The sequence below is a fragment of the Paracoccus yeei ATCC BAA-599 genome (assembly GCF_000622145.1).
GTDB lineage: Bacteria > Pseudomonadota > Alphaproteobacteria > Rhodobacterales > Rhodobacteraceae > Paracoccus > Paracoccus yeei.
This window is the reverse complement of the sequence record NZ_JHWH01000002.1, coordinates 290,799-304,279: the sequence shown is the minus strand read 5'-3', so window position 1 is coordinate 304,279 and position 13,481 is coordinate 290,799. Positions and strand designations below refer to the sequence as shown.

Here is a 13,481-nt window from a genome sequence, read left to right as displayed (position 1 = left end):
CGCTTAATGGGCGTGGCTGTGGTCCCAGTCCTCGCGCTTGGGCAGCTGCTCGAACGTGTGCTCGGGCGGGGGCGAGGGCAGGGTCCATTCCAGGGTGTCGGCGTGCTCGTTCCAGTAGTTCGGCACGTTCACCCGCTTGCCGGCAAAGAGCGTGTAGAACACGATGCCGATGAACAGCAGGAAGGACGCGAATGAGATATAGGCGCCGATGGACGAGATGTTGTTCCAGTAGGCGAACTCGACCGGATAGTCGATATAGCGCCGCGGCATGCCCTGGCGGCCCAGGAAATGCTGCGGGAAGAAGATCATGTTCGAGCCGATGAACATCATCCAGAAATGCAGCTTGCCGGCCCATTCCGGGTATTGCCGGCCCGACATCTTGCCGATCCAGTAATAGACCCCGGCGAAGATGCCGAAGACGGCGCCCAGCGACATCACGTAGTGGAAGTGGGCGACGACGTAGTAGGTGTCGTGATAGACCCGGTCCAGGGGCGCCTGGCTCAGCACCACGCCGGTCACGCCGCCCACGGTGAACAGGAACAGGAAGCCGAAGGCCCAGAGCATCGGCGTCTTGAACTCGATCGAGCCGCCCCACATGGTCGCGATCCACGAGAACACCTTGATGCCGGTCGGCACGGCGATGGTCATGGTCGCCAGCATGAAATAGGCCTGCTGCGTCAAGGACATGCCGGCCGTGTACATGTGGTGCGCCCAGACCACGAAGCCCAGGATGCCGATCGCCGCCATGGCCAGGACCATCGGCAGGTAACCGAAGATCGGCTTGCGGGCAAAGGTCGAGATGACGTGGCTGATGATGCCGAAGCCCGGCAGGATGATGATGTAGACCTCGGGATGGCCGAAGAACCACAGGATGTGCTGATACAGCACCGGGTCGCCGCCACCGGCCGGGTTGAAGAAGTTGGTGCCGAAGTTGCGGTCCATCAGCAGCATGGTGATGGCACCTGCCAGCACCGGCAGCGACAGCAGGATCAGCCAGGCGGTGATGAAGACCGACCAGGCGAACAGCGGCACCTTGAACAGCGTCATGCCCGGCGCGCGCATGTTCAGGAAGGTGGTGATGATGTTGATCGCGCCCAGGATCGAGGACGCGCCCGAGACGTGGACGGCGAAGATCGCCAGGTCCATCGAATAGCCGCCCTCGGTCGTCGACAGCGGCGGATACAGCACCCAGCCCACGCCCGAGCCGGGCTGGTCCGACCCGCCCGGCGCCAGGAGCGAGGCGATGCCCAGCGCGACGCCGCAGACATACATCCAGTAGGAAAGGTTGTTCAGCCGCGGGAAGGCCATGTCCGGCGCGCCGATGTGCAGCGGCATGAAATAGTTGCCGAAACCGCCGAACAGCGCCGGGATGACGACGAAGAACATCATCAGCACGCCGTGATAGGTGATCATCACGTTCCACAGATGCCCGTTCGGGGTGCATTCCGCAGAGGCGTCCGCGATGAAGCGCGCGCCTTCAAGGCACATGTACTGCACGCCCGGGTGCTGCAGTTCCATCCGCATGTAGACGGTGAAGCAGACCGAGATCAGGCCGACGACGCCGGCCGTGAACAGGTAAAGGATCCCGATATCCTTGTGGTTGGTGGACATGAACCAGCGGGTGAAAAATCCCCGGGTATCATGATGGTCGCCGTGGCCATGTGCGGCTGCGTCTGCCATGCTGAACTCCCTAAACATGCGGCTGGCCGGCCTGGGGCCGACGGACTCGGATCAAGTTCTAGAACACAATGCCGCGACCGGCAATCATCCGAAGGCAGGCCCGGCCTCGCCTGCGGCGGCCCGGGCCTTCTGCCACGGCGGCTGTTGCCCGCATGCGACAGCCGGGCGCGGGCGGGCCGCCGGGGCGGGGGCGCGGGATGCGCCCCCCGGATCAGTTCGCGGCCGGCGCCTCGGCCGGTGCGGCGGCAGGTTCGGCTGCGGCCCCTCCGGCATCGGGCGAGTGTTGGGCCAGGAAGGCCACGACATCGGCCTGACCCTTGGCCATCTTGAAGGTCATCTTGGTTTTCAGGGACTTGTCGCCGACCTTTGCCTCGACATACTTGTTCGGGTCGGCGATGTACTGGGCCAGGTCGTCCTCGGTCCAGATCTCGCCCGCCTCGCCCAGCTTGATCAGCGCGTCGGAATACTTGAAGCCTTCATAGGTGCCTGCCTTGCGGCCGACGACGCCGTAAAGGTTCGGGCCGGTCTTGCCGCCCTTGACCACGTCGGTTCCGTCCGGGGCCTGGATCATGTGGCAGGCCTTGCACTTGCGGAACTCTTTCTCGCCGTTGGCGGCGTCCTGCGCCATGGCCGGCAGCGCAAGCGTCGTCGCGGTCAATGCGGCGATGATGTTGATTTTCATGACTTGTCCTCTGGGTCGTTTCCTGTCGCGGATGGGACCTCTCCCCTCCCTGAGGACATGGGCTAGCATGGGGCAGGCGGCGCGCCTACCGTCAAAAGGTCGCATGTTCGGCAAGACTGTCTGCAATTCTGCGCGAAAATCGCGCAGCCCTAGGCCAGCGCGGGAAAGCGGCGGGAAAAGGTCCGGCGCAGCGCCAGGTCGAGATCGGCCATGCCGACGGGCAGGCCCAGGTCCACCAGGCTGGTGACGCCGTGGCCCTGGATGCCGCAGGGCACGATGCCGGCGTAATGCGCAAGGTCGGGTTCGACATTGATGGAAATGCCGTGAAAGCTGACCCATTTGCGCAGCTTGACGCCGATGGCGGCGATCTTGTCCTCGCGCGTCGTGCCGTCGGGCAGGGGGGGCTTGTCGGGCCGGGCGATCCAGACGCCGACGCGGCCTTCCCGGATCTCGCCCCGGAGGTTGAACTCGGCCAGGGTGTCGATGACCCAGTGTTCCAGCGCCTGGACGAAGGCGCGGATGTCGCGGCCGCGCCGGTTCAGGTCCAGCATGACATAGACGACGCGCTGGCCCGGCCCATGATAGGTGTATTGCCCGCCGCGCCCGGTCTCATGGACCGGGAAGCGGGCCTGCAGCAGGTCGGCGGCCTTGGCCGAGGTTCCGGCGGTGTAAAGCGGCGGATGTTCGACCAGCCAGACCAGTTCGTCCGCCTCGCCCGCGGCGATGGCGGCGGCGCGCGCCTCCATGAAGGCGGTGGCGGGGGCGTATTCGGTCAGGCCGGGCGCGGTGATCCATTCGGTCATGGCCGCCAGATAGTCGGCTGCACGCGGGGCCGCAAGGGCGGTGCCGGCGGCGCTGTCGTGGTGGGGGCTGTCTGCCCCCACGCCCCCGAGGGTATTTCGGCAACAAGGAAGCCCGTGATGATGAATCGCGTGCATCATCATTGTGCGGATGATGAATTTCCCTAAATGCCTATCTGCCTATATAGGTATCTGCTTAACTAATCCGGATGCCGCCATGACCCTGCCCAGATCGCCCGCCTTCGACGCCATCCTTGCCGCCGCGCACGAACGGATCCTGATCCTTGACGGGGCGATGGGCACGCAGATCCAGGGGCTGGGGCTGACCGAGCCGGATTTTCTGGGCCAAGGCTCGGGCGTGCCGCTGGCGTTTCCCACCAACCATCCCCAGCAGGGCAACAACGACCTGCTGATCCTGACCCAACCCGAGGCGATCGAGGCGATCCATTACCGCTATGCCAAGGCCGGCGCCGACATCGTCGAGACGAACACGTTTTCCTCGACCACCATCGCCCAGGCGGATTACGGGATGGAGGCGGCGGTCCATGACCTGAACGTGCAGGGCGCGCGGCTGGTGCGCCGGGCGCTGGACCGGGCCACGGCCGAGGACGGGCGCCCCCGCTGGGTCGCGGGCGCGGTGGGGCCGACGAACCGCACGGCCTCGATCAGCCCGGACGTGAACAACCCCGGCTATCGGGCCGTCACCTTCGACGACCTGCGCGTCGCCTATGCCCAGCAGATCCGCGGGCTGGTCGAGGGCGGGGCCGACCTGATCCTGATCGAGACGATCTTCGACACGCTGAACGCCAAGGCCGCGATCTTTGCCTGCGAGGAGGTGTTTGCCGAACACGGCCTGCGCCTGCCGGTGATGATTTCCGGCACCATCACCGACCTGTCGGGCCGCACCCTGTCGGGGCAGACGCCGACCGCCTTCTGGTATTCGCTGCGCCATGCCCAGCCGCTGACCATCGGCCTGAACTGCGCCCTGGGGGCCGAGGCGATGCGCCCGCACCTGGCTGAGCTGTCGGGCGTGGCCGATACGCTGATCTGCGCCTATCCCAATGCGGGCCTGCCGAACGAGATGGGCCAGTACGACGAATCGCCCGAGGACATGGCCGCCCAGGTCGCCGAATTCGCGCGCGAGGGGCTGGTGAACGTGGTGGGCGGCTGCTGCGGCTCGACTCCCGACCACATTGCCGCCATCGCCCGCGCCGTTGAGGGGCTGGCGCCGCGCGCGGTCCCAGAGATCGAGCCGCGGCTGCGCCTGTCGGGGCTGGAGCCCTTCACCAAGACCGACGACATTCCCTTCATGAACGTGGGCGAGCGCACGAACGTCACCGGATCCGCGAAATTCCGCAAGCTGATCACCAACGGCGACTATGCGACCGCTTTGGACATCGCGCGCGACCAGGTGGAAAACGGCGCCCAGATCATCGACGTCAACATGGACGAAGGCTTGATCGATTCGAAGCAGGCGATGATCGACTATCTGAACCTGATCGCGGCCGAGCCCGACATCGCGCGGGTGCCGGTGATGATCGACAGCTCCAAGTGGGAGGTGATCGAGGCCGGGCTGAAATGCGTCCAGGGCAAGGCCATCGTGAACTCGATCAGCCTGAAGGAGGGCGAGGAGGCCTTCCTGCACCACGCCGACCTCTGCCGCCGCTATGGCGCCGCCGTGGTGGTCATGGCCTTTGACGAGACCGGCCAGGCCGACACCGAGAACCGCAAGGTGGAGATCTGCGCCCGGGCGTATGACATCCTGGTCAATCGCGTGGGCTTCCCGCCCGAGGACATCATCTTTGACCCGAACATCTTCGCCGTGGCGACCGGGATCGAGGAGCATGACAACTATGGCCTTGACTTCATCAACGCGACGCGGCGGATCGTGCAGCAGCTGCCGCATGTGCATGTCTCGGGCGGGGTGTCGAACCTGAGCTTCAGCTTCCGCGGCAACGAGCCGGTGCGCGAGGCGATGCATGCGGTGTTCCTGTACCACGCGATTCAGGCCGGCATGGACATGGGCATCGTCAACGCGGGCCAGCTGGCGGTCTATGACCAGATCGAGCCCAGCCTGCGCGAGGCCTGCGAGGACGTGGTGCTGAACCGCAAGCCCAAGGCCGGCGGCACGGCGACCGAGAACATGCTGGAGATCGCCGAGCGCTTTCGTGGCGAGGGCGGCGCGAAGGCCCGCGAAAAGGACCTGACCTGGCGCGAATGGCCGGTCGGCAAGCGGCTGGAACATGCGCTGGTCAACGGCATCACCGAGTACATCGACGTGGACACCGAAGAGGCGCGGCTGGCCGCCGAACGCCCGCTGCATGTCATCGAAGGTCCCCTGATGGCCGGGATGAACGTCGTGGGCGACCTGTTCGGTTCGGGCAAGATGTTCCTGCCGCAGGTGGTGAAATCGGCCCGGGTGATGAAGCAGGCCGTGGCGCATCTGCTTCCCTATATGGAGGCCGAGAAGGCCGGCGGCGGTTCCAGCGCCGGCAAGGTGCTGATGGCGACGGTCAAGGGCGACGTCCACGACATCGGCAAGAACATCGTCGGCGTCGTGCTGGCCTGCAACAATTACGAGATCATCGACCTGGGCGTGATGGTGCCGGCGACCAAGATCCTGGAAACCGCCAAGGCCGAAAAGGTGGACATTATCGGGCTTTCCGGCCTCATCACCCCCTCGCTGGACGAGATGGTGCATGTGGCGGCCGAGATGGAGCGCGAGGGCTTCGACATTCCGCTGCTGATCGGCGGGGCGACGACCAGCCGCGTGCATACCGCCGTGAAGATCCATCCGAAATATGCCAGGGGGCAGGCGGTCTATGTCACCGATGCCAGCCGCGCCGTGGGCGTGGTGGGCAGCCTGCTCTCGGGGCAGAAGAATGCCTATGTGGACACGATCCGCAGCGAATACCTGGATGTGGCCAACAAGCACGCCCGGGCCGAGGCGGACAAGAAGCGCCTGCCGCTGCCCTCGGCCCGCGACAATGCGGTGCGGATCGACTGGACGGGGTTCCAGGCCAAGACGCCGGAATTCCTGGGTGCGCGGGTCATCGACGACTTCGACCTGGCTCAGATCGCGCGCTATATCGACTGGACGCCCTTCTTTCAGACATGGGAGCTGAAGGGCGTCTATCCCCGCATCCTTGACGACGCGAAGCAGGGCGAAGTGGCGCGCCAGCTGTTCGCGGATGCCCAGGCCATGTTGAAGCGCATCATCGACGAGGGGTGGTTCAAGCCGCGCGCCGTGATCGGCTTCTGGCCGGCGAATCGGGTCGGCGACGACATCCGCCTGTTCACCGACGAAGGCCGTGCGCAGGAACTCGCGACGCTTCACACCCTGCGCCAGCAGGTCTCCAAGCGCGACGGCCGCCCGAACGTTGCGCTGGCCGATTTCGTCGCGCCCGAGGGGCTGCGCGATTACGTTGGCGGCTTCGTGGTGACGACCGGGGCCGAGGAACAGGCCATTGCCGACCGCTACAAGGCGGCGCATGACGATTTCTCGGCCATCCTGGTGCAGGCGCTTGCCGACCGTTTCGCCGAGGCGCTGGCCGAGATGATGCACGAGCGGGTGCGCAAGACCTACTGGGGCTATTCCGACGAGGATTTCGCCCCCGAGGCGCTGATCGCCGAGCCCTACAAGGGCATCCGCCCGGCCCCCGGCTATCCTGCCCAGCCCGACCACACGGAAAAGGCCACGCTGTTCCGGCTGCTGGATGCGACGGCGGCGACCGGGGTGGAACTGACCGAGTCGATGGCGATGTGGCCCGGTGCCTCGGTCTCGGGGCTTTATATCGGCCATCCCGAGGCCTATTACTTCGGTGTCGCCAAGGTCGAACACGACCAGGTGCTGGACTATGCCACGCGCAAGGGCATGACCCTGGCCGAGGCCGAGCGCTGGCTGGCCCCGATCCTGAACTATACCCCGCAAGCGGCGGTCGCGGCCGAGTGAAAATCGCGCCGGAAAAAACACCGGGGGCGGTTGAAATGGGCCTTTTCATCCGCCCCGCAAGCGTCTAGAAGGCGCAAGCCTACGAAGATGCGGTCGTGGCGGAATTGGTAGACGCGCAGCGTTGAGGTCGCTGTTCCTTAACCGGAGTGAAAGTTCGAGTCTTTTCGACCGCACCATGAACAAAAAGCCGTTCGATCTCGATGAGATGGGCGGCTTTCGTTTTTTCCGGCCCTGACTTTTTCGATGATGGCCCCGAAAGGCGGTGCCCCCGGTTTACGACAGTTCCATGGGATTCTTGCGACGGGCGCGGGGGACGGGCCGCCGGGTCCGGGCGGGGCGCGGCTTTGCCGGGCAGCTGCCGGTTTTCCGGGCGAGGCGCCCGGGCTTGCGTTTCAGGCGCGTTGCCGGGATGCGGCCTGGGTCTGCGGGCGCCCGATCCGGGGCTCTGCCCGGAATGGCGGCAGCGCCGGACCGCCTGCCCACCATCTGCACATGTCAGTTGCAATACCGGGCCGCCGCCGCATAACCTTGCCTTGCGGAAACAAGAACCACGGAAAACAGGGAGCCCCGCACTTGGCAAGCGCAGCCGGCAACGACGCCTTCGTCGTCTTCGACCATGTTCAGAAAAGCTATGATGGCCAGACCCTTGTGGTAAAGGATCTGAACCTTTCCATCGGCAAGGGCGAATTCCTGACCATGCTTGGCCCGTCCGGTTCGGGCAAGACCACCTGCCTGATGATGCTGGCGGGTTTCGAGACCGCCACGCATGGCGAGATTCGCCTGAACGGCCGCAACATCAACGACATGCCGCCCCACAAGCGGGGCATTGGCATGGTGTTCCAGAACTATGCCCTGTTTCCCCACATGACGGTAGGCGAGAACCTGTCCTTCCCGCTGGAGGTCCGCGGCATGGATTCGGCTGAACGCGCCACCCGGGTCGCGCGGGCGCTGGACATGGTGCAGATGTCCAAGTTCGCCAGCCGCCGGCCGGCCCAGCTTTCGGGCGGCCAGCAGCAGCGCATCGCCCTGGCCCGCGCGCTGGTCTTCGACCCCGAACTCGTGCTGATGGACGAACCGCTGGGGGCGCTCGACAAGCAGCTGCGCGAGCACATGCAGTTCGAGATCAAGGCCCTGCACGACCGGCTGGGCATCACCGTGGTCTATGTCACCCACGACCAGGGCGAGGCGCTGACCATGTCGGACCGCATCGCCGTCTTCAACGACGGGCGCATCCAGCAGCTTGCGCCGCCGCCGGTGTTGTACGAACAGCCCGAAAACAGCTTCGTCGCCGGGTTCATCGGCGAAAACAACGCGCTGCGCGGCCGCATCGAACAGCTCGAGGGCAGCAAGGCGCTGGTCCGGCTGGGCAATGGCGACCTGATCGACGCCACCGCCGTCAATATCCGCGAAAAGGGGCAGGAAACCACCGTCTCGATCCGGCCCGAACGGATCGAGTTCAAGCCCGACCTGATGCCCCCCGGCGCCCACACCCTGCAGGCCGAGGTGCGCGACGTGGTCTATATGGGCGACATCCTGCGGGCGCGGCTGAAGGTCGCGGGCCAGGACGATTTCGTGATGAAATACCGCAACACGCTGGGCCAGACCAAGCTGGACCCCGGCCAGTCGATCCGCATCGGCTGGCACCCCGAGGACGCCCGGGCCCTGGACCCGGTCTGAGATTTCGACAGAAAGACAAGGAGCTATGATGAAACGCACGCTCATCCTGACCTCGGCGCTGGCGCTGGCCGCGGGGGCCGCGCAAGCCCAGGACAAGCAGCTGAATCTGCTGTCCTGGGGCGGGGCCTATGGCAACAGCCATGTGCAGGCCTATGCCAAGCCCTTCGAGGCCAAGACCGGGATCAAGGTCGCGGTCGCGGATGCCGACAACCCCGCCACGCCCCTGAAAGCCCAGGTCGAGGCGGGCAACGTCACCACCGACGTGGCCTCGGTCGAATATGCCGATGCCGTGCGGCTGTGCGACGAAGGCCTGCTCGAGGAAATCGACGCCTCGATCCTGGTCCCCACGGCGGATGGCACCCCGGCGGCCGACGACTTCATCGAAGGCGCGGTGACGGACTGCTTCGTCGGCACCGACGTCTATTCGATGATCATCGCCTATGACGACGGCAAGTTCTCCGATGCCAAGCCCGCCACCCCGGCCGATTTCTTCGACACCGCGAAATTCCCCGGCAAGCGCACCATGCGCAAGGGCGCCAAGTTCAACCTGGAGCTGGCGCTGATGGCGGACGGTGTGCCCGCCGATCAGGTCTACGAGGTGCTGGGCACGCCCGAAGGCGTCGATCGCGCCTTCAAGAAGCTGGGCGAGATCAAGAACGACGTGATCTGGTGGGAAGCCGGCGCCCAGCCGCCGCAACTGCTCGCCGATGGCGAGGTCAGCATGGCCTTTGCCTTCAACGGCCGGATCTTCGACGCCGCCCAGAAAGAGGGGAAGCCCTTCAAGATCCTGTGGGACGGCCAGATCTATGAGATGGAGGGCTGGGTGGTGCCCAAGGGCGCGCCGAACCTCGAGGCGGCCAAGGAATTCATCGCGTTCTCGACCGCGCCGGAACAGCAGGCCCGCGCCGCCGAGTTCATCAGCTACGGCCCGCCGCGCAAATCGGCCGCCGCCCTGGTCGGCAACATCGAGGGTACCGACGTGCCGATGGGCCCGAACCTGCCGACCTATGCCGAGAACATGAAGGCGGCCCTGGCCTCGAACCTCGACTTCTGGGTCGATCACGATGCCGAATTGCAGGAACGCTTCAACGCCTGGCTGGCGGCAAGCTGAGGCTTTCCGGGCCGGGGGCAAAGGCCCCGGCCCGGTCGCATCCCGACACGGGCGATGCCAACAAGAACGGCCAATGCGCCGAACAAAACCAACGGGAGCAACATCATGAAAAGAACCCTGATCCTGACCTCGGCGCTGTGCGGCCTGGCCTTTGCGGCACAAGCCCAGAACAAGGAAGTCAACGTCGTCTCCTGGGGCGGCTCGTATGAGAAGTCCCAGGTCGAGGCCTATAACAAGCCCTTCCAGGAAAAGACCGGCATCAAGGTCAACATGATCGCCGCCGACAACCCCGCCACGCCCCTGAAGGCGCAGGTCGAGGCCAACAACATCACCGGCGACGTGTTCGACATCGAGACCTCGGACGCGATCCGGCTGTGCGACGAAGGCGCGCTGATGGAAATCGACCCGGCCACCCTGCCGGCCGCGCCCGACGGCACCCCCGCGTCCGAGGACTTCATCCCCGGCGCCCTGCAGGACTGCGCGGTGGCCAACATCTTCTGGGGCACGGTCATCGCCTTCGACAGCACCAAGTTCACGGATGCCAAGCCCTCGACCGCGGCGGATTTCTTCGACACCGCCAAGTTCCCCGGCAAGCGCGGCCTGCCCAAGGCGCCCAAGCGCACGCTCTATCTGGCGCTGATCGCCGACGGCGTGGCGCCCGACCAGATCTATGAGACGCTGGCGACCCCCGAAGGCGTCGACCGCGCCTTCAAGAAGCTCGACACCATCAAGAAGGACGTCGTCTGGTGGGAAGCCGGCGCCCAGCCGGTGCAGTTGCTCGCCGATGGCGAGGTCACGATGGCCACCGGCTACAACGGTCGCTTCTTCGACGCCATGGTGGCCGAGGGCAAGCCCTTCGAGATCATCTGGGACGGGCAGTACATGGACATGGACATGTTCGCCATTCCCAAGGGCGCGCCCAACCCCGAGGCGGCGATGGAATACCTGAAGTTCGCCACCGACACCCAGCGCCTGGCCGATCAGGCGAAATGGATCGCCTATGGCCCCGCGCGCAAATCCTCGGCGGCGCTGGTCGGGCTTTACCAGGATGGCAAGACCGAGATGGCGCCGCACATGCCGACCAATCCCGACCACATGACCACCGCCGTGATGGACGACCCGGAGTTCTGGGCCGACCATTCGGCCGAACTCTCGGAACGGTTCAACAGCTGGCTGGCCGCCGGCTGACGCACCCGCCGCCGTCCGGGTGCCGGGCGGCGGCCTTCCGACAAGACGATTGCAGGTAAGGACCAAGATGGCGAACGCGCTTGACCCCCATGCCGCCATAGTGACCGAGGCGGGCGGCCTCGACCAGGGCGGGACGCTGACGACCAATGACGGGCAGCCGCTGGCCCGCGCGCTGGCGCGCAGTTCGCGCCGTGCGCGACGGCGCGCCTTCCTGCTGGTGCTGCCGCTGCTGCTGTTCATCCTGGTCACCTTCGTGGTGCCGATCGGGCAGATGCTGCAACGCTCGGTCAAGAACGACGGCTTCTCGGCCAACATGCCGCAGCTTTCGGCCTGGTTCCACGACAACCCCCGCGGCACCGCGCCCGACGATGCCGCCTGGGCGGCGCTCGCCGCCGATCTTTCCGCCGCTGCCGAGGCGCGCACCATCGGCGTCGTCGGCACCCGCATCAACTACGACATGCCGGGTACGCGCTCGCTCTTCACCTCGGCGGGGCGCAAGGCCCGCGGCGGGCTCGAGCCGCCCTACCGCGAGACCATCCTGGACATGGACCAGAAATGGGGCGACCCCCGGCTCTGGTCCGTCATGCGCGAGGCCTCGACGCCCTATACCGCGAATTTCTACCTGGCGGCGGTGGACCGCACCCGCGACGACCAGGGCAACATCGTGCAGGCCCCCGAACAGCAGCGCGTCTATCTGATGCTGTTCCTGCGCACCTTCTGGCTGTCGCTGGTCATCACCGCGACGACCTTCCTGCTGGGCTTTCCCATCGCGCATCTGCTGGCGACGCTGCCGATGCGCAAATCGAACCTGCTGATGATCCTGGTGCTGCTGCCGTTCTGGACCTCGCTTCTGGTCAGGACCACGGCCTGGATGGTGCTCTTGCAGCAGCAGGGCGTGGTCAACGACATCCTGGTCTGGCTGGGCGTGATCGGCGACGGCAACCGGCTGCAGATGATCTTCAACCAGACCGGCACCATCATCGCGATGACGCATATCCTGCTGCCCTTCATGATCCTGCCGCTGTATTCGGTGATGCGCACGATCAATCCCAGCTATGTCCGGGCCGCGCGATCCCTGGGCGCGACCAGCTGGACCGCGTTCCGCCGGATCTATTTCCCGCAGACGCTGCCGGGGCTCGGGGCCGGGGCGCTTCTCGTCTTCATCCTGGCGGTGGGCTATTACATCACCCCCGCGCTGGTCGGCGGCTCCAGCGGGCAGCTGATCTCCAACATGATCGCGATGCACATGACGCAGACGCTGAACTGGTCCATGGCCGCTGCGCTGGCCGCGCTGCTCCTGGGCGGCGTGCTGATCCTCTACTGGGTCTATGACCGCCTCGTCGGCATCGACAACCTCAAGCTGGGATAACCATCATGGCGCTTCCGACCTATGCCTCGCCGCTGGAGAAAGCCTGGCACTATTGCTACCTCGCGATCTGCGCGGCGATCTTCTTCTTCCTGATCGCCCCCATCGTGGTGGTGATCCCGCTCAGCTTCAACGCCGAGCCCTATTTCACCTTCACCGACAAGATGCTGTCTTTCGACCCCAGCGGCTATTCGATGCGCTGGTACGACAGCCTGCTGACCTTCGGCATGACCCAGCCGGACGGGCCGCGCGGCCTCGCCTGGTGGGCCGATGTCTGGCAGAACGCGAAATGGGTGCAGGCCGCGAAAAGCTCGATCATCATCGGCTTCTTCTCGACGATCCTGGCGACGGTCCTGGGCACGCTGGCCGCGCTCGGCCTGTCGCGGCCTGAAATGCCCTATCGCCGGCTCATCATGGCGGTGCTGATCTCGCCCATGATCGTGCCGATCATCATCACGGCGACGGGCATGTTCTTCTTCTACTCGAACCCCTGCGAGCCGCTGACCTGGATCGGGCTCAACCCCAGCTGCGGCCGGCTTGCCGGCACCTATCTGGGGGTGATCCTGGCCCATGCGACGCTGGGCATCCCCTTCGTCATCATCACCGTGACGGCCACGCTGATCGGCTTCGACCAGTCGCTTGCGCGGGCCGCGGCCAGCCTCGGGGCGAACCCGCGCACCACCTTCTTCCGCATCATCATGCCGCTGATCCTGCCCGGCGTGATCTCGGGCGCGCTCTTCGCCTTCGTCACCTCCTTCGACGAGGTGGTGGCGGTGCTCTTCATCGCCGGCCCCGACCAGCAGACCATCCCCCGCCAGATGTGGAACGGCATCCGCGAACAGATCTCGCCCGCGATCCTCGCCGTGGCGACGCTCCTGGTGATCTTCTCGATCGCGCTTCTCGCCACGGTCGAGATGCTGCGCCGCCGCTCGGAACGGCTGCGGGGCGTCACCCCGCATTGACGCAAACGCCGCCCCCCTGTCTTCGGGCGGGCGGCTTTCACCGTTTCCCAAATACCCCCGCCG

The 13,481-nt window shown here is 65.7% G+C and carries 9 protein-coding genes and 1 tRNA gene; 7 read left to right on the top strand and 3 right to left on the bottom strand.

The window, feature by feature from the left end; translation table 11 throughout:
• Window positions 1-3 precede the first annotated feature (3 nt).
• The 3 genes from ctaD to lipB all read right to left on the bottom strand — a co-directional run bounded on the left by ctaD (window position 4) and on the right by lipB (window position 3,165).
• Window positions 4-1,680, bottom strand: coding sequence for a cytochrome c oxidase subunit I (gene ctaD, locus BU28_RS0103700; protein ID WP_028718254.1), 1,677 nt, complete (start codon window positions 1,678-1,680; stop codon window positions 4-6).
• A gap of 211 nt (window positions 1,681-1,891) precedes the next feature.
• A complete protein-coding gene (locus tag BU28_RS0103695; RefSeq protein ID WP_028718253.1) occupies window positions 1,892-2,362 on the bottom strand; it encodes a c-type cytochrome in 471 nt (156 codons plus the stop codon).
• A gap of 149 nt (window positions 2,363-2,511) precedes the next feature.
• Window positions 2,512-3,165 (bottom strand): lipoyl(octanoyl) transferase LipB, encoded by a 654-nt coding sequence (lipB, locus tag BU28_RS0103690; RefSeq protein ID WP_028718252.1) that lies wholly within the window; start codon window positions 3,163-3,165, stop codon window positions 2,512-2,514.
• 214 nt (window positions 3,166-3,379) lie between these two features.
• Between lipB and metH the strand changes: the two genes are divergently transcribed.
• The 7 genes from metH to BU28_RS0103655 all read left to right on the top strand — a co-directional run bounded on the left by metH (window position 3,380) and on the right by BU28_RS0103655 (window position 13,418).
• On the top strand, window positions 3,380-7,114 hold the full coding sequence (gene metH / locus BU28_RS0103685; protein WP_028718251.1) for a methionine synthase: 3,735 nt from the start codon (window positions 3,380-3,382) through the stop codon (window positions 7,112-7,114).
• Window positions 7,115-7,203: 89 nt separating this feature from the next.
• Window positions 7,204-7,290 (top strand) — tRNA-Leu (locus BU28_RS0103680).
• Between the two features lie 397 nt (window positions 7,291-7,687).
• Window positions 7,688-8,791 carry an ABC transporter ATP-binding protein gene (locus tag BU28_RS0103675; RefSeq protein WP_028718250.1) on the top strand — a complete coding sequence of 368 codons (1,104 nt, stop codon included), beginning with the start codon at window positions 7,688-7,690 and terminating at the stop codon, window positions 8,789-8,791.
• A 28-nt stretch (window positions 8,792-8,819) separates the two neighbouring features.
• Entirely contained in the window at window positions 8,820-9,902 is a 1,083-nt protein-coding gene (locus BU28_RS0103670) for an ABC transporter substrate-binding protein (protein WP_028718249.1), read from the top strand.
• Between the two features lie 105 nt (window positions 9,903-10,007).
• Complete coding sequence (locus BU28_RS0103665; protein ID WP_028718248.1) at window positions 10,008-11,090, top strand: ABC transporter substrate-binding protein; 1,083 nt, start codon at window positions 10,008-10,010, stop codon at window positions 11,088-11,090.
• Window positions 11,091-11,157: 67 nt separating this feature from the next.
• Window positions 11,158-12,459, top strand: coding sequence for an ABC transporter permease (locus BU28_RS0103660; RefSeq protein ID WP_036761838.1), 1,302 nt, complete (start codon window positions 11,158-11,160; stop codon window positions 12,457-12,459).
• Between the two features lie 5 nt (window positions 12,460-12,464).
• Window positions 12,465-13,418: an ABC transporter permease gene (locus BU28_RS0103655; protein WP_028718246.1), complete on the top strand. Its 954-nt coding sequence runs from the start codon at window positions 12,465-12,467 to the stop codon at window positions 13,416-13,418.
• The last annotated feature ends 63 nt before the right edge of the window (window positions 13,419-13,481 follow it).

Coding starts and splice junctions, on each gene's coding strand:
- BU28_RS0103665 (WP_028718248.1), top strand. CDS start 10,008: ATGAAAAGAACCCTGATCCTGACCTCGGCGCTGTGCGGCCTGGCCTTT.
- BU28_RS0103660 (WP_036761838.1), top strand. CDS start 11,158: ATGGCGAACGCGCTTGACCCCCATGCCGCCATAGTGACCGAGGCGGGC.
- ctaD (WP_028718254.1), bottom strand. CDS start 1,680: ATGGCAGACGCAGCCGCACATGGCCACGGCGACCATCATGATACCCGG.
- BU28_RS0103655 (WP_028718246.1), top strand. CDS start 12,465: ATGGCGCTTCCGACCTATGCCTCGCCGCTGGAGAAAGCCTGGCACTAT.
- lipB (WP_028718252.1), bottom strand. CDS start 3,165: ATGACCGAATGGATCACCGCGCCCGGCCTGACCGAATACGCCCCCGCC.
- BU28_RS0103695 (WP_028718253.1), bottom strand. CDS start 2,362: ATGAAAATCAACATCATCGCCGCATTGACCGCGACGACGCTTGCGCTG.
- metH (WP_028718251.1), top strand. CDS start 3,380: ATGACCCTGCCCAGATCGCCCGCCTTCGACGCCATCCTTGCCGCCGCG.
- BU28_RS0103670 (WP_028718249.1), top strand. CDS start 8,820: ATGAAACGCACGCTCATCCTGACCTCGGCGCTGGCGCTGGCCGCGGGG.